General features: G+C 65.6%; 14 protein-coding genes. 6 read left to right on the top strand and 8 right to left on the bottom strand.

Annotated features, from left to right (window positions below; genetic code table 11):
- Nucleotides 1–28: 28 nt before the first annotated feature.
- From ACZK3J_RS22055 to rpmB, 4 genes are all read right to left on the bottom strand, one after another.
- On the bottom strand, nt 29–3,184 hold the full coding sequence (locus ACZK3J_RS22055; RefSeq protein ID WP_478476249.1) for an HsdM family class I SAM-dependent methyltransferase: 3,156 nt from the start codon (nt 3,182–3,184) through the stop codon (nt 29–31).
- Nucleotides 3,181–3,471: an XRE family transcriptional regulator gene (locus tag ACZK3J_RS22060; RefSeq protein ID WP_134951831.1), complete on the bottom strand. Its 291-nt coding sequence runs from the start codon at nt 3,469–3,471 to the stop codon at nt 3,181–3,183. Before ACZK3J_RS22060 ends, ACZK3J_RS22055 begins: the two co-directional genes overlap by 4 nt.
- A gap of 210 nt (nt 3,472–3,681) precedes the next feature.
- Nucleotides 3,682–3,849 carry a 50S ribosomal protein L33 gene (rpmG, locus tag ACZK3J_RS22065; RefSeq protein WP_170272460.1) on the bottom strand — a complete coding sequence of 56 codons (168 nt, stop codon included), beginning with the start codon at nt 3,847–3,849 and terminating at the stop codon, nt 3,682–3,684.
- 10 nt (nt 3,850–3,859) lie between these two features.
- On the bottom strand, nt 3,860–4,096 hold the full coding sequence (rpmB, locus tag ACZK3J_RS22070; RefSeq protein ID WP_005411638.1) for a 50S ribosomal protein L28: 237 nt from the start codon (nt 4,094–4,096) through the stop codon (nt 3,860–3,862).
- 278 nt (nt 4,097–4,374) lie between these two features.
- On the opposite strand from rpmB, the gene ACZK3J_RS22075 reads away from it, so the two are divergent.
- Entirely contained in the window at nt 4,375–5,589 is a 1,215-nt protein-coding gene (locus ACZK3J_RS22075) for a glycosyltransferase (protein ID WP_049462270.1), read from the top strand.
- Nucleotides 5,590–5,602: 13 nt separating this feature from the next.
- On the opposite strand, the gene dnaQ is transcribed toward ACZK3J_RS22075, so the two are convergent.
- Both dnaQ and ACZK3J_RS22085 read right to left on the bottom strand, forming a co-directional pair.
- Complete coding sequence (gene dnaQ / locus ACZK3J_RS22080) at nt 5,603–6,112, bottom strand: DNA polymerase III subunit epsilon (RefSeq protein WP_049462269.1); 510 nt, start codon at nt 6,110–6,112, stop codon at nt 5,603–5,605.
- 55 nt (nt 6,113–6,167) lie between these two features.
- Nucleotides 6,168–7,061: a LysR family transcriptional regulator gene (locus ACZK3J_RS22085; protein ID WP_049462268.1), complete on the bottom strand. Its 894-nt coding sequence runs from the start codon at nt 7,059–7,061 to the stop codon at nt 6,168–6,170.
- Nucleotides 7,062–7,169: 108 nt separating this feature from the next.
- Here ACZK3J_RS22085 and ACZK3J_RS22090 point away from each other — a divergent pair, with 108 nt between their 5' ends.
- Nucleotides 7,170–7,568, top strand: a complete 399-nt coding sequence (locus ACZK3J_RS22090) for a RidA family protein (RefSeq protein WP_049399172.1) — start codon at nt 7,170–7,172, stop codon at nt 7,566–7,568.
- 103 nt (nt 7,569–7,671) lie between these two features.
- Here the strand turns inward: ACZK3J_RS22090 and ACZK3J_RS22095 are convergent, their stop codons facing one another.
- Nucleotides 7,672–8,358 (bottom strand): hypothetical protein, encoded by a 687-nt coding sequence (locus ACZK3J_RS22095; RefSeq protein WP_228756494.1) that lies wholly within the window; start codon nt 8,356–8,358, stop codon nt 7,672–7,674.
- 177 nt (nt 8,359–8,535) lie between these two features.
- On the opposite strand from ACZK3J_RS22095, the gene ACZK3J_RS22100 reads away from it, so the two are divergent.
- The 4 genes from ACZK3J_RS22100 to ACZK3J_RS22115 are packed head-to-tail and all read left to right on the top strand — an operon-like array spanning nt 8,536 to nt 14,609.
- Complete coding sequence (locus ACZK3J_RS22100; protein ID WP_049399170.1) at nt 8,536–8,877, top strand: hypothetical protein; 342 nt, start codon at nt 8,536–8,538, stop codon at nt 8,875–8,877.
- Between the two features lie 56 nt (nt 8,878–8,933).
- The gene (locus ACZK3J_RS22105) at nt 8,934–10,187 is read left to right on the top strand and encodes a TolC family protein (protein ID WP_049462266.1); all 1,254 of its coding nucleotides are present in this window, start codon (nt 8,934–8,936) and stop codon (nt 10,185–10,187) included.
- Nucleotides 10,184–11,389: an efflux RND transporter periplasmic adaptor subunit gene (locus ACZK3J_RS22110; RefSeq protein WP_049462265.1), complete on the top strand. Its 1,206-nt coding sequence runs from the start codon at nt 10,184–10,186 to the stop codon at nt 11,387–11,389. Before ACZK3J_RS22105 ends, ACZK3J_RS22110 begins: the two co-directional genes overlap by 4 nt.
- Nucleotides 11,390–11,399: 10 nt before the next feature.
- The gene (locus ACZK3J_RS22115; protein WP_197655621.1) at nt 11,400–14,609 is read left to right on the top strand and encodes an efflux RND transporter permease subunit; all 3,210 of its coding nucleotides are present in this window, start codon (nt 11,400–11,402) and stop codon (nt 14,607–14,609) included.
- A gap of 133 nt (nt 14,610–14,742) precedes the next feature.
- On the opposite strand, the gene ACZK3J_RS22120 is transcribed toward ACZK3J_RS22115, so the two are convergent.
- Nucleotides 14,743–16,515, bottom strand: coding sequence for a DUF885 domain-containing protein (locus ACZK3J_RS22120; protein WP_197656008.1), 1,773 nt, complete (start codon nt 16,513–16,515; stop codon nt 14,743–14,745).
- Nucleotides 16,516–16,617 lie beyond the last annotated feature (102 nt).

A 16,617-nucleotide genomic window follows, 5' to 3' on the forward strand; every position in this document is an offset into this window, starting at 1 on the left:
GCGATAAAGACCGGGTCTGCGGGCATCGTCATTGGATGGATCGCTTCGTACCGTCTTGCTGCTGCATTCGAAACAAATCCAGCGAGGCTTCGTCCGCGTCGTTCAGGGCCGTGGACCTTGTCCAGTAGCGATGCACGTTGGGTTTGACGATGATGATCATCGGAACGCCATGGCTGGCGTCATATAGGCGCACCACGCGCTTGGTATAGATCCCCAATCGGCCGCCAGTGTCTTTACCGTCCTGCAGATCAAGGCGTTCCAGTTCGTCCAGAAGCGCCAGGGTGGTCATCTTCCGCAACTCGACGGGAGGGACGGACGAACGGCCCAGTTCAATGGATACCATCTGATACGGCAATGCCTTGTCGTCCGGCGTGCAGAAAATGGTCGCACTCACGGCCTTGTTGGCACCAAAACCCGCCTTGAGCACACGCATGAAGTAGATGCAGTAATCCTGGAGGTTGGCAGCTGACGGGATTCGCTCTTCCATACGCTGCCCCCTGACCTTTGTACGTCCCTTCTTCTCTTGAAAATCGGCGAGTGCCAATTCGCAAAGATCCTCGACGAGCACCTGCTCCGCATCCTTCAGCGCGAACGCGCGGTACACGATCTCGTCGATGTCCTCATAGTTTTCTGCCTTCTTGGTCCGAGGCGGCAGTGGGTAAGGGATCGGGATATCCAGCAGTTCGTTGGTCAGTGCTGCGGGACGGTAGGCGGCAATCCGTCCGCTGGTGAGCTTGAGGAAATAAACGGCCAGCAGGCTGTTCACGGCGAGGCAGGCGGCGTCAAGGAACGCTTGGGGGCCATGGATCGAAACGTAGTTGTCATTGAACACGGCCGCCGCTCTCCTGTTCGATTGGGCCAAGCGGGCCTGGAATCTGGCATGTCCCTTCTGCAGACCTTTCTTGAGAATGAGCTGGGGCCATTCGAAGGCTGCGAAGTTGGTGGAGTCCTTGGAATGCAGGCGAAGATCGCGCGCCGGAGCCAACCGGTCCGTGTTCAGGTACATCAAAGATCCGTCGGGAAACGTAACTTGGTCAAACAGAGGCCGTCCATCCAAGTCAGGCTGGAGTCGGGTCCGGTCACCATAGATGAAGCCTTGCCGCGTCAGCACCTCGATCGACTCGCCAGGATTGGAAATTGTGGGGTATCCCACCAACCGCTTGAGCAGGGCGCGGTCGCGAGGGGAGCCCCACATGAGTACCGTCCAGATGGTCGGATCTTCCAGGGCTTCATGGACATACAAGGTACGACAATCCTGGGGTTCAACCACGATGGTGAACTCGTCGGTGAGGGGTTTGAGCCGCTTCGGACTGACGTACGAGATGCGGTCACTCCATGCCGGTCGGCCGGGTGCCAGGACTACGATGCACGAAGGCGAAATGGACGTCTTGGTCGTGTGTGACTTGCGCTTAAATACCTCGAATCGAAGCGCTGCCAGATTCACCACCTCCTCGACGCGGTATGTCTGGAACAGCTGACGGCGGAACTCGCAGGACTTGACACTCGTGTTGAACAAGAAGGCGCTTGCCGACTGAATCATCGCCACGCGCCCCGTCGGTTTCAACAGCTGCGCTGCCTTGGTCAGGAAGAGTCCCCCGATGTCCTTGTTCGCGACCGTCCAGTTCCTCCCGTCGGTATGAGCCCATTCCTTTGCCTGTGCAGTCACGAGATCCTCGCCCCATGGTGCATTGCCAACCACGAGGTCATAGCCCTGTGCGCTGGTCTGCGTGTTGATGGCTGGGTTCTGCTCTGCAAAGAAGTCGCTGCACAGCAACCGTCGGCCTCGCATGCTCGGAAACACGACCTGTGTCCAGTAGTGGCGCGGCTCGATTTCGTCGCACATAGCCAGATAGAGGCTAAAACAAGCGACGCGCACGGCGTGTGGGTCGATGTCCACGCCAATCAGGTTGCGCTCAAGCAGTCGCCGCAGTAGCTCGGTGCGCACCGGCTGACCTGGGTTGGCCAGTTTCCAGCGATGGACCAGACGCTGGAAGACCTTGACCAGAAAGATTCCGGACCCGCACGAAGGGTCCAGCACTTTCAGGTCCCAATCCATCCCGTCCCAGGGCAGCACCTTGTCCAACACGAAATCGACCAGATGTGGCGGCGTATAGAACACGCCGCCGTCGGCCGCGCGTTCACCGACGAAGGTCTCGTAGATGCTGCTGATGAACTCCAGCGGAATGACGTCGAAAGAGTACTTCGGCCACAGGCAATGCTGGCCGGAAGGCATGTCAACATTGCCCCGAATGAAATCGGCCAACAATGACAAATGCTTCTTGTTGACGATGCGCTTTTCCGCAGCCCAGCCTTCTGCGCGGGCTTGCAGCGTATCGCCCTTCCCTGGGAAGAGGTCGCCATTGAAGCGTTCATTGAGCCAATCGAACAACGCGTAGGTGTCCGTGTAGCTCGAAAGAATACTATCGAAGCCTGCATGGGGCTTGCTCAGCACGCCTTCCATATGAAGCCGAGCGAGTTTGGATGCAGTAAGGGCTGGTTTGCCGTCCACGTCCTTTCGATCAAACAGGAACTGGACAAAAATGATCCGTGCCAGCAGATCATGGCAGACGTCGTCGTCGTCCAAGCCGATCTCTGCCAGAAGTTGTCTGACGTGCCTCAGATTCCCCAGCAGCAACTGATCGGCGCGTCCGTCCCGATCGAAACGCCCGGCATGTTTAGAGAAAAACACCCCAGACACCAGATTGATCCAATGTAAGGACTGCGCTGCAATGCGCTCAAGCGCCAGGGCCTGCGATCCGGCAAGCTCGTCCGCCGTGATCGTGTGGACTACCCGGTCCGTGGGGCGCTGATCGGAGACAGGCGCCTCACAGCATGTCCACACGCGCACTAGGCTAGGTTCGACGGTGATCAGGGCCGGACAATGAGAGAAGTTCCAGGCCAACCGGTGAAGCTCACTGAGCGTGTCCTCCGAAGCCGGTTGCGAAAACTCGACCACGATCGCGATGGGTGGTTCGGTACTCGCAGCGCTCGGCACGGCGGCGAGCACACCAATGCGATACCCTTGGCCCGCGTCCTCCCCAGTCAAAGCACGGCCGACCTTCTCTTGCACCAAAGCCGCAAACTTCGCGGCACCCGCGCCGTCCGGTCGCAGGATCTGCTCGGGGCGGTTCCAGCCTAGACTTGCATGGAGCCAGTCCAGGGTGAAAACAGGCTGCTTGATCACGATGGCAGCTCCAATTGCTCTTGCTTGTCGCCGCCGAAACGGCCAGGCTTGGCCGCGCCCCTTGGCTTCTTGGGCGTCCGGTCGATCTTTGCCAGCACTTCTTCGAAGTCGATGCCGCGCCCTTTCAACTCCGACAGCAACGTGGCAATGACTGCTAAATGGGTGGGCACCCTGCCGGCACTGGAGTAGTTCGACACGGAGTTCTTGTTCATCCCTATGAGTTCTGCAAACGCACGCACTGTGAGTCCAGCCAGGGCCAGCTCAGCAAGGAAGGCATCGTAGGTCATCCAGCGGTCGTGCCCGTCAGAATACACATTATTTTATGACGAAACGCACACAAAATAGTGTGCAACTACGCCAATATCCCTCTTTGGGGCCGTATTGACAAGCTTGAGCTCACGGGCGGGGGCGGGTAATGCGGCACTGGAGTCATGGTGAAATGAAGAAACCCGCCACGAGGGCGGGTTTCTTCAGAAGCGACCAACAATCCTAACGGATTACTTGATCTTGCCTTCCTTGTACGGGACGTGCTTGCGCACGACCGGATCGTACTTGGAGAATTCCATCTTCCCCGGGGTGTTCTTCTTGTTCTTGTCGGTCGTGTAGAAGTGACCGGTACCAGCGGTCGAAATCATACGGACCTTATCGCGCTTGCCTGCCATGATCGTCTACTCCTCAGACCTTTTCGCCGCGCGCACGCAGCTCAGCCAGAACGGAATCGATGCCGTTCTTGTCGATGGTGCGCAGTGCATGCGCGGAAACACGAAGCTTCACCCAGCGGTTTTCGCTGGCAACCCAGAAGCGGCGCTCGTGCAGATTCGGCAGGAAACGACGACGGGTCTTGTTGTTGGCGTGCGAGACGTTGTTACCCGTCTGCACTCGCTTGCCGGAAACCTGGCATACGCGGGACATTGCGCACCTCGATAGTAAGTTGTGTCAGCCCGTAGCCCGGGAGACGGCGGCCTCGATGGTTGCCCACCACACGTCAAGAGAATCAAAGGGTTACGCTGGCGTTGGGCGGCCGGGGACGTGCTCCCGGAGGCGCCGCCCGGTAGAAAACCGGACACAGCGAGCCGCGCATTATGCACGGGTTCAAGCACTTGCGCAAGTTACCCACAGGCTGGGGCTGAACCGGGAGGGCCGGGAGCCCACCAACCGGCATACTGGCCCGGTTCACTGCGGAGCTTTCCATGCGGCTGCTGGCCCTGACCTACGGAACCGAAGGCGATACGCGTCCGCTGGCCATGCTCTGCCATGGGCTGATTGGCGCAGGCCACGAGGTGACACTGCTGGCCGATGGCGGCACGCTGGGCAGCGCGCAGGCGCTGAATGTGCCCCATGCGTCCCTGGAAGGTGACATCCATGACGAAGTGGTCGCGCTGGTCTCGCGTGGCAACGGTGTTGCCGCCGCCAGTAGCGGACTGGCACGGATGGCGCTGCAGCATGTCACTGGCTGGATGCGGCAGGCGGACGCGGCGGCCGAGGGTTGCGACGCGATTCTGACGGGTGGGCTGGCGGCCTTTGTCGGCATGAGTGTGGGCGAACGCCGGGGTCTGCCGGTGATCGGGACCGGCATGATTCCACTGACCCCGACGCGTGCCTTCCGCTCCCCGTTCCTGCCGCCGGGACGCTCGCCGGGCTGGTTGAACCGGGCCAGCTATGGGCTGGTCAACGGCCTGATCTGGCGCCAGTTCCGCCAGCCGATCAACGAGGCCCGCAAGCAGCTGGGGCAATCGCCGCGCCGCTCGCTGTGGTCCGGCCTGCCGATGCTCTATGGCATCTCGCCGCAGCTGCTGCCGCCACCGACGGACTGGCCGGCCGACCACATCGTCTGTGGCCAATGGCGGTTTCCTGATGCGCCCTGGACGCCGCCGGCCGATCTGCAGGCCTTCCTCGACGCCGGACCGCCGCCGGTCTATCTGGGCTTCGGCAGCATGACCGGCTTTGATCGCGAACGCGTGTTGCCGGCCCTGCTGCAGGCGTTGGCACCGCGCCGTGTCCTGCTGTTTCCCGGCTGGGTGGGACTGCCTGCGATGCGCTTGCCCGATTCTGTCTTCGTCCTGGGCCCGACCCCACACGAAGCGCTGTTCCCGCGTTGCGCATTCGCCATCCACCACGGTGGCAGCGGCACCACGCATTCGGCCTGCCGCGCCGGCATTCCTTCACTGGTGATGCCGTTCGCCGCAGATCAGTTCTTCTGGGCCGATCGCCTGTATCGGTTGGGCGTAGCACCGGCACCGTTGTCACCGAAGCGACTGGATGCAGCAGCGCTGGCAGCAGCCATCACCTTCGCTGCAACCGAAGCAACACGCGCACGCGCGGCGGCCTTGGGCGTGGCGATGAGCAGTGAGGACGGGGTGGCATGTGGCGTGGCAATGATCGAGCGCTGGTTGCGGCCGATGTAACGGCGACCAGGCCTCAGCGCAGATGCGGAATCACCTGGGCCAGTAGATGGGCATCCTTCAACGCGCCGTGCAGGCCGCGCTGGCTGGGAATGCGCAGGCGCTGCAACACGTCGTCCAGTTTATTGCCCTGGCCTGGCCAGCGCCCGCGCGCCAGCTTCAGGCTGCAGGTGATGCGGCAATGCTGGGCCAGCGTGCCGGGGATGCCAGCCAGGCGCAGCTCGTTGTCCAGGAAGCCCACATCGAAGGTGGCGTTGTGCGCGACCATCTCGCTGCCACGCAGGAACTCCAGCAGCTCGGCGGCCTTGCTGGAGAACAGTGGCTTGCCCACCAGCATCGCGTCGCTGATGCCGTGCACGCGCTGCGCGCCCCAGTCCACCTTGCGCTGCGGCTGCAGGTAGGTGTGGAACTGGCGGCCGGTGAGCTGGCCATCGATCAGTTCGACGGCACCGATTTCGATCACCCGGTGCCCCAGGCGGTGGGAGATGCCGGTGGTTTCGGTATCCAGTGCGACGATGCGGCTCATCAGGGTGTGCGTTCTCCAGTACGTGCAGCCGGATTTTCGCACGCGACCGATGCACTCACCCCAACGCTTCCACCACCCAATCAATGAACACCCGCAGCCGCTGGCTCATGTGCCGGTTGGGCGGGAACATCACATGCATCGGCATCGGTGGCAGCTGCCAGTCCCGCAGCAGCGGCAGCAGCTCACCACGCGCCACGTGCGGTTCGGCCATGTAGCTGGGCAGCGCCACCACGCCGAGCCCCGCCAACGCAGCCGCCAGATAGGCGTTGCCGTCGTCGAAGCCGACCGTATAGCGGCCCTGCACCTCGACGCGCTCATCGCCACGCTGTGCAGTGAACACGCGGGCGCGGCCACTGCGCGGGCTGAGGAAGCCGACCATGTGGTGATCGGGCCCTTCCAGCGCGCGCGGGTCGGTCGGCACGCCGAAGCACTGCACATAGCCCGGGCTGGCGTGGAAGCCGATCGGCAGCGCAGCAAGCGGCCGCGCCACCAGCGCCGGGTCGGCTGGAGTGCCACCACGGATCACGCAATCGACGTTGTCGGCGATGACGTCGACCTCGCGGTCACTCACGCCGATGTCCAGCTGGATCTCCGGGTAGCGCGCCTGGAAATCCGGCAGCGCCGGTACCAGCCGCAGCCGCGCGTAGGGCCCCGGCACATCCACGCGCAGTCGCCCGCGTGGCTGGGTGGCCGCGTCGCCCAGCCCGCCCTCCACTTCTTCCAGCTCGGCCAGCAGGCGGGCGATGCGCGGGTAGTAGGCCGCGCCGTCGGCGGTGACGCTGACCCGGCGCGTTGTGCGGTTGAGCAGGCGCAGCCGCAGGTGTGCCTCCAGCTGCTGCACCAGCTGGGTGACCGTGGTTCGGCTGATCTGCAGGGTCTGCGCGGCGCGGGTGAAGCTGCCGGTTTCCACTACTCGGGCAAAGGCGCGCATCGCCTCGAAACGGTCCATGGCTGGCGATAATTGTTTGGAATTGGCGATCAATCTAGGCCGATCATCGCGGTTTATCCAGACAGCGCTGGCGGGGAGGATGGCGTTCTTTCCCACGGGTTCCTTCCCATGTCACAGCGCGATGTCGTTTTCCCCGCCGGCCGCCAGGCCCTGTACGAGCGCAACCGCTACTCGCCAGCGATCCGATCCAACGGCTTCCTGTTCGTTTCCGGCCAGGTCGGCAGCCGCGAGGATGGTTCGCCTGAGCCGGACTTCGAAGCGCAGGTGCGCCGCGCCTTCGAAAATCTCAATGCGGTACTGGCTGCCGCCGGCTGCAGCTTCGATGACGTGGTCGACGTGACCGTGTTCCTGGTCGACCCCGAGAAGAACTTTGAGAAGGCCTGGGCGATCGTGCCCGAGTACTGGGGCGAGGCGCCGCACCCGACCCTGACCGGCATCGGCGTGACCTGGCTGTACGGGTTCCAGTTCGAGATCAAGGTGATCGCGAAGCTGCCTGCAGACCGGTAGTGCCGGCCGCTGGCCGGCGATGGCAGGCGATTGCCTGCGCTCGTGAGGTTGCCGGCCAGCGGCCCGCACTACCCAGACGAAGGGCACTGCCCCCGCGCGGCCATCATTCCGCAGCAAATTCCAGTGTCCGACGCCAACGCAATGGCTTGGTCGCACGCGCCGGGTCAGGGCCGAACTGGCTCAACCAGCCAGCGGCCATTGCACGGGCACGCAAGCGTTCGCCAACGCCTTCGGCGACTTCCACTTCAACGCGGGTTACCTTGCCTTCGGCATCCACGTCCAGCACCCAGACCAGCTTGCCCACCCATTCGGCCGCCGGGACGGACGGGTCGTAGTTCGGGCGGCCAGCAACGTAGGGGCCGTCGTGCCCTAGATACAGCGGAGACTCCTCCAAGCGGTGATCGACACGAACGGCGGCTTTGCCGGTCCGGCCGTCGCCAAGAACGGCATCCACCGTCCACGTGCCGGCCGTCCCCGCAGTGCCAAGGTCCGCTGGGAAACAGGTCTTGCGGCCACGGAAACCGTCATGCCGGACCTGCGAGATGCGAACGCCATTGGCGTCGCGAATGGTGAGTTCCAATCCGCCCACATCGGCGTCTTCTCCACCGGCGGCAACGCAGATGCGGTGGTCGTGCAGTCCATCGGCAACGAACTGGTAGGCCACTGATCGCGCGATGGCGTCCGCGGGTGTCGGCGACCACAGTAACTCGACGTAGACGTCATCCGAAGCCTGGACAGCGGGGCTGACCAACACCATCAGCAGCCCAACAGCAGCGACGCGTGCGTTCATCGTTCCCTCCCTGGTGACGAATCCCGATCGTCACCGAAGGCGTTGCAAGGTGCAATGGACCGCCCGTGCAAGGGCAATCCGCAGTGCAGGACGCCACCTGAACGGGAGGTTCCGACGAATTCCCGAGGTCACCATTGATATTGTATCCGGCGAAAACCGCTTGCTAGCCTCCCCTCCATGCGCCGGATCACCCGCCAACTGCGTACGTACCTGATGATGCTGCTGATGGCGGCATTCGTGGTCGTGCCGGTGGCCGACGCACTGGTGTGTGCGGTGGAACCGCATGCCAGCAGCGCCCATGTCGAATCCCTCGCGGACGACGCAGGCGGTGACAGCGACAGCGACAGCAAGCACACGGGTGCCTGCACGCATAACCACTGCCACCACTCCACGCTGAGCCTGCCGGCGAACGATTTCGCCGCCTTCGGTACGCCGCTGCCGGCGCGCTGGATGAATGCCGGCGACGTGGCGACCTATGCGGTCGCCCAGGATGAATTGACGCGTCCCCCCCGGGCGTGAGTTGAGCGCGTCCCGCAATCGCGGGCTCCCGTTTCACTCACAACCGGAATCCCCCTATGTCGATCCTGACACCTCGGTCGCCGCGCGCGGCCGGGCTGGTCGTCGCCGTGTTGCTGGGCCTGGCCCCGGCGGCATCGGTGATGGCGCAAGCCGCCCCCTCCTACGACACCCTGCTTGAACGCCTGGACCAGCTGCCCGGTACCCGTGTGGGTACGGCACTGGCCGAGGCCGCCGATGCGCGTGCCGACCAGGCCCGTGCGTTGCCCAATCCTTCCCTCTCCTACTCCGCCGAAAACGCCTGGGGCACCGGCTCCTATGGCGGCATGGGCAAGGCCGATACCGTGCTCACCCTGTCCCAGCCGCTGGAGGTCTGGGGCCAGCGTGGCGCGCGTGTCCGTGCCGCCCGCGCCGAGGCACAGGCCGCCAACCTGCGTGGTGCCCAAAGCCGCAGCGACGTGGCCAGCCAGCTGGCGGTGGTCTACGCACAGGCGGAAAGTGCACTGCGCCGCTACTCCCTGGCCGAAGAGGCGCTGACCCTCACCCGCGATGACGCCAATGCGGTCAACGCGATGGTCAAGCAGGGCCGCGAGCCACAGCTGCGCGCGGTGCAGGCGCAGAGCGAAGTGGCCAATGCCAGCGCTGCGCTGGATGAAGCGCAGGCCTTCCGCGATGCCGCGCTGGCCCGCCTGGCCGGTGCCGCGCTGCTGGATGCACCAGTGCAGTCGATTGACGACAGCCTGCTCGACCGGGCCCCGCCGCTGCCGCGTGGCGCCACCGACGTGGCACTGGCGGTGCGCATCGCCGAAGCCGAAGCCGATGCGGCCGGCAAGCTGGTCGACGTGGAGCGCAAGCGCGCCCTGCCCGACCTCAGTGTCACCGCCGCACAGACCCGCTTCCGCGAAGGCGGCGAGCGTGCCTACAACCTCGGGGTCAGCCTCAGCATCCCGCTGTTCGACCGCAACCGCGGGGGCATCCGCGCCGCCAATGCCGACCAGCGCGCGGCCGAGGCCCGCCTGGACCAGCAGCGCCGCGACAGCGAGGCGGCACGTCTCTCCGCCGTAGCCGGACTGAAAGCCGCCGGAAGCCGGACCCGCGCCGCCGATGAAAGCGTGGTCGCCGCCGAAGAGGCGTATCGCCTGGCCCGCGTCGGCTTCGACGCCGGACGCATCTCGCAGCTGGAACTGCGCAGCACGCGCAGCGCCCTCATCGCCGCCCGCGGCACCGCCGTGGATGCGCGCCTGTCGCGCGTCGGCGCCGAAATCGATCTTGCCCGCCTTGAGGGGCGCGCACCTTTTGTGGAGGCCAAATGACTCTCTCCCGTACTTTCCCGCTGATCGGCGGCGTGCTGCTGACCGTCCTGCTTGCCGGCTGCGCCGGCAACGCGCAGACGCCTGCCAATGAAGACCCCGCTGCGGCCAAGGCCGGCACCGACGATGGCCACGGCCATGCCGCCGACAGCAAGGAGGCCAAGGCGGAAACCGTCAAAGCCCCCGCCGACGCCGATGAAGGCGTGGTGCAGCTGACCCAGGAACAGATCAAGGCCTCCGGTATCGAAGTGGTCGCGATCGGTCGCGGTGGCGGTGGCTCGACCCGGCTGTCCGGCAGGGTCGAGCCCACCGTGGGCGCCCGTGCTTCGGTGGCCTCCACGGTGACCGGCCGCGTCGAGCGCGTGCTGGTCGCGCCGGGCACGGCGGTGAAGAAGAACCAGGCACTGGCCATCGTGGTCAGTGGCGAGGCCGCGGTGTTCCGCGCCAATGCGCTGGCCGCCTCGGCCGAAGCAGAAGCCGCGCGCCTGGCCTATGGCCGCGACAAGGCGCTGGTCGACCAGGGCGTGGTCGCCCGCCAGGAAATGGAAACCTCGCGCGCACGTTCGCTGGCGGCACAGGCCCAGGCCGCCGCCGCGCAGGCCCAAGCCGCCGCCAACGGTTCGCCGGACAGCAGCGGTCGCGTGCGCATCACCAGCCCGGTAGCCGGCATCGTCGGCAACGTGCAGGTCACCCCGGGCGGCGTGGTCGCTGCCGGCAGCGCGGTGGCCGATGTCGCCGATCCGGCGATGAACGAACTGGTGTTCACCGCGCCGCCCGCGCTGGCCGCACAGGTCACGCCCGGCATGAAGCTGGAAGTGAGCGTGCCGGGTGGCAGCTTCACCGCCACCGTTACCGGATCGGCCGCCGATGTGCGCCAGCAGGGCGGCGTCGCGGTGATCCGCGCCACGCCGGTGGACGCTTCGCTGCCGCCGGCCGGTTCGCCGGTTTCGGCGGTGGTGGTCACCGAAGGCCAGGACGGTTCGCTCAGCGTGCCCGCCGATGCGGTGCAGAACGTTGATGGCGGCAGCGCGGTGTTCGTCGCCGTCGACGGCGGCTTCAAGGCGCAGCCGGTGCTGGCCGGGCGCCGTGCCGGCGACCGCATCGAGATCCTCGGTGGACTGACCGGCAACGAGCGCATCGTCGGTGCCAACGCCTTCCTGCTCAAGGCCGAACTGGCCAAGGGCGAAGCCGAGCACGGCCACTGAGGAGGCGACCATGTTCAAGCTGATCATTGAAACAGCGGTGCGCCACCGCTGGCTGGTGGTGTTCATGGCGGCGCTGATCGCTGCCGTGGGCCTGTTCCAGCTGGGCAAGCTGCCGATCGACGCGGTGCCGGACATCACCAACCGCCAGGTGCAGATCAACACGGTGGCACCTGCACTGACCCCGGAGCAGATCGAACGGCAGGTGACCTACCCGCTGGAAACCGCGCTGGCCGGCATTCCCGGCCTGACCACCACGCGTTCGCTGTCGCGCAATGGCTTCTCGCAGGTCACCGCGATCTTCACCGATGCGACCGACATCTACTTCGCGCGCCAGCAGGTGGCCGAACGCATGCGCGAGGCATCCGAAGACCTGCCCGATGGCGCGTCGCCGATGCTGTCGCCGGTCACCACCGGCCTCGGCGAAGTGCTGATGTGGACCGTGGACTTCACCATGTTCGATCCGGCCAGGCTGGCCAAGCCCGGTGAAGCCGGCTGGCAGGCCGGTGAGGTCTACCGCACGCCGGAAGGCAACCTGCTGCGCACGCCGGAAGAACGTGCCACCTACCTGCGCACCGTGCAGGACTGGATCATCGCGCCGCAGATGCGTTCCAGCCCGGGGCTGGCCGGCGTCGATACGGTCGGCGGCTACGTCAAGGAATACGGCGTGCATCCGGACAGCGCCCGGCTGGCCGCGCACGCCCTCGGCCTGGCCGATCTGGTCACTGCCCTGCAGCGCTCCAACGTGCAGGCCGGTGCCGGTTTCGTGCAGCGTGCCGGCGAAGGCCTGGTGGTACGTGCTGACGGCCTGGCGCTGACCACCGAGGATCTGGCACAGGCCCCGGTGGCCACCCGCAATGGCGTGGTGGTGCGCGTGGCCGATGTGGCCGAAGTCGAGCTGAGCCGCGCGCCGCGCCTGGGTGCGGCCAGCCGCAACGGCCATGAAGCCGTGCTGGGTACCGCGCTGATGATCGCCGGCGGCAACAGCCGCACCGTGGCCCAGGCCGCAGCCGCGCGCCTGGAACAGGTGAACAAATCGCTGCCGGCCGACATCGTGGCGGCACCGGTGCTGGACCGCAGCGTGCTGGTCAATTCCACCATCAAGACCGTGGCCAAGAACCTCACCGAGGGCGCGCTGCTGGTGGTGGTGGTGCTGTTCCTGCTGCTGGGCAACCTGCGTGCGGCAACGATCACCGCGCTGGTGATTCCGCTGTCGTTCCTGTTCGCAGTAATCGGCATGAACCGCTTCGGCATCAGCGGCAACCTGATGAGCCTGGGTGCGCTGGACTTCGGCATCCTGGTGGACGGTGCGGTGATCGTGGTCGAGTCGACCCTGCTGATGCTGGGCCAGCGCCGCGCCGAACTGGGCCGTGCGTTGACCGCGATGGAACGCCTGCGCGTGGCCGCCGATTCGGCGATGAAGATGGCGCGCCCTGCGGCCTTCGGGCAGCTGATCATCCTGCTGGTGTTCGCGCCGATCCTTACCCTGGAAGGCGTGGAGGGCAAGACGTTCCACCCGATGGCGGCCACGTTCATGCTGGCCCTGATCGGTGCCTTCATCTTCTCCTTCACCTTCGTGCCGGCGATGGCCGCACTGCTGGTGCGCGAGCCGAAGGTGAAGGACGGCGATGCACATGCTGACGATGGCGAGCACGAAACCAAGCTGATCCGCGTGCTGCGTGCGCGCATCGAACCGGTGGTGCGCAAGGCCGTGGCGCATCCGCGCACGGTGCTGGCCGGTGCGGTGATGATGATGGTGGTGGGTATCGGTTCGTTCTCGCTGCTGGGCCGCGAGTTCATGCCGACGCTGGACGAAGGCAACGTGGCGATGCAGGCCCTGCGCGTGCCGTCGACCTCGCTGGAGCAGTCGCTGGCGATGCAGCTGGCACTGGAAAAGGCGATTGCCAAGCAGCCGGAAGTAGAAACCGTGTTCTCGCGCACCGGTACCGCCGAGGCAGCGATCGACCCGATGCCGACCAACATCTCCGACAGCGTGATCGTGCTGAAGCCACGCAAGGACTGGCCGGATCCGAAGCTGGGCAAGGACGCGCTGGTGGCACGCTTCGAAAAGCTGGCCGGGCAGCAGCTGGGCAACAGTTTCGAGTTCAGCCAGCCGATCGAACTGCGCTTCAACGAACTGATCTCCGGCGTGCGTACCGACCTGGCGGTAATGATCTTCGGCGATGACTTCAGCCAGCTGCAGAAGGTGGCCGACCAGGTGGCGTTGAAGCTGCGTGCGGTGAACGGTGCGGCCGACGTGCGGGTGGAGCAGATCTCCGGCCTGCCCACGCTCAACGTGGCCATCGACCACGTGGCGGCGGCGCAGTACGGCCTGACCGCGGCGGATGTGAGTGACGCGCTGGCCACCGGCATCGGTGGTACCGCCGCCGGCAAGATCTTCGAAGGTGATCGCCGCTTCAACGTGGTGGTGCGCCTGGACGATGCCTCGCGCAATGATCCGGACCAGCTGGCTTCGCTGCCGATCGCCACGCCTGCGGGGCTGGTGATTCCGCTGTCGTCGGTCGCGCGCATCACGGTCAGCGAAGGACCGAACCAGATCAGCCGCAACAACGGCAGCCGCCGCGTGGTGGTGCAGGCCAACGTGCGTGGCCGCGATCTGGGCGGCTTCGTCGGCGAGGCACAGGCGGCGGTGGCTGATGTTGCGTTGCCGCCGGGCGCCTACCTGACCTGGGGTGGCCAGTTCGAGAACCTGCAGCGTGCGGAGAAGCGGCTGGCGACGGTGGTGCCGGTGGTGTTCCTGCTGATCGGCAGCCTGCTGTTCATGGCCCTGCGCAGCGGCAAGGAAGCCATTCTGGTGTTCAGCTGCGTGCCGTTGGCGCTGGTCGGCGGCATCCTCGCGCTGCTGCTGCGTGGCATGCCGTTCTCGGTGTCGGCGGCGGTCGGCTTCATCGCCGTCTCCGGCGTGGCCACCTTGAACGGCCTGGTGCTGATGCAGGCGATCCGTGAGCGCCTGGATGCCGGCGACCTGCCGCTGCAGGCGGCGATCAACGGTGCATCGAGCCGCATCCGCGCGGTGCTGACCACGGCGCTGGTGGCGATCGTCGGCTTCATTCCGATGGCGATCGCCAGCGGTTCCGGTGCGGAAGTGCAGAAGCCGCTGGCCACGGTGGTGATCGGTGGCCTGATCACCGCCACCGTGCTGACCCTGCTGGTGCTGCCGACCTTTGCAGCACGCGTGGCCAAGCCAAGGGCGGTGGGCTGAAAGACCACGGGGTCGGATCGTGCGATCCGACCCCGTTTTCCGATCCCTGGTAGTGCCGGCCGCTGGCCGGCAATGTCCAACGTTTGCGGTGCATGCGGGTTGCCGGCCAGCGGCCGGCACTACCCTTGCACGGTCAGGCCTTCTTGCGTTCGGCGATGTAGGCCTGGATCTGCTGTTCCAGCACCGGCAGGGGCACCGAGCCCTGCTTGAGCAGGGTGTCGTGGAAGCCCTTGATGTCGAACTTGTCGCCCAGCTCCTTCTCTGCCTGCGCACGCAGGCGCACGATGGCGATCTCCCCCAGCTTGTAGCTCAGGGCCTGGCCCGGCCAGGAAATGTAGCGGTCCACTTCGGTCGTCACTTCATGCTCGCTCAGCGCGGTGTGGTCACGCAGGTAGGCCAAGGCCTGCTCGCGGCTCCAGCCCTTGCTGTGCACGCCGGTGTCGATCACCAGGCGCGTGGCGCGCCACATCTCGTAGGTCAGGCGGCCGAAATCCTCATACGGGGTTTCGTAGATGCCCATTTCCACGCCCAGCTTCTCGCAGTACAGCGCCCAGCCTTCGCCATAAGCGGAAATATAGGCGTTGCGGCGGAACTCGGGCAGGTTCTTCTGCTCGGCGGCAATGGCACCCTGCAGCGCGTGGCCCGGATCGGATTCATGCAGGGTCAGCGCCGGCAGGTTGTACAGCGGGCGCGACGGCAGGTTGTAGGTGTTGAGCCAGTAGGTGCCCATGCCACCGCGGCCGGCGGTCCAGAACGGCGCGATGTCCGGCGGCACCGGCACGATGGTGAAGCGCGCGCGCGGCAAGGTCATGTACTTGCCCAACTGACCGTCGGCCCGCTTGGAGATCCATGCGGCGCGCGACAGCAGCTCTTCCGGCGTCTTGGCATAGAACTGCGGATCGGTACGCAGGAAGGTCAGGAACTCGGCGAAGCTGCCCTTGAACTTCACCTGCTTGATGATGTCGTTCATTTCCTTCTGGATGCGTGCGACTTCATCCAGACCGATGCGATGGATCTCGTCCGGCGACAGGTCCAGCGTGGTGTATTCGTGGATCTGCTGCTTGTAGTACGCCTTGCCGTCCGGCATCGCTTCGGCGGCCAGGGTGGTGCGCGCCTGCGGCACGTACTCGTTGACGAAGAAGGTGCGCAGCTGCTGGAACGCCGGCACCACCTTGCCGCTGATCGCCGCGCGCGCCTGCGCCTGCAGCCTGGCCTGTTCGGCCGCCGGGATGCTGTTGGGCAGCCTCTTGAACGGCGCGTACAGCGGCGATTCGGTCGGGTCCTTCAGTTCGGCAACGGTGGCGATGGACACCTCGCGACCATCGAGCACGGCACGCGGCACGCTGAAGCCGCGTTTGAGGCCGGCGCGCATGTTTTCGGTCTGCTGGCCGAAGTAGCGCGGCACATCGTTCAGGCGGGCGATGTAGTTCTGGTAATCCTGCGCGGTCTTCATCTCGCGCCGGGCCATGAAGGACAGGTTGGACCAGAACGAGGAGTCGGCGTTGAACGGCATCTCGTAGCCACGCAGGCGCACTTCTTCGGCCAGGTTGAACACCTGATCGCGGTAGATCGCGTAGTTGATCTGGTTGTCGGGCGAGAGCGTCTTCGGGTCGATCTTCTTCAGTGCAGCCAGGGTCTCGTCCCACACCTTCAGGCGCGCCTGCTGCGCGGCCGGGCCGACGTCGGGCATGCGGGTGGCGTTGGCTGGCGCGTCTTCGTCCTCGCTGGCCTCACCACCGCCCTGCTGGCGCCACTTCCATTCCTTCTCGTACAGCGCGCGGAAGGCGGCATCGGCGGGCGATTCGGTGGCCACGCTGGCCGGTGCGGCGGCGGCGGGCGGCGCGGCCAGGGCTACGGCAGGGGCGGACAGGGCGATCAGCAGGGCAACGGCAAGACGGGTTTTCACGAGCACAGGTTCCCGGGAAGGCAGACCCCGATGATGGCACCGCCCACGGCCCGTGGCATGGGACGAAGGTCCTGCCTGCGCAGCAGACCGGGGCCCCGGTAG

This window comes from Stenotrophomonas sp. 86428_Sma (assembly GCF_056481585.1).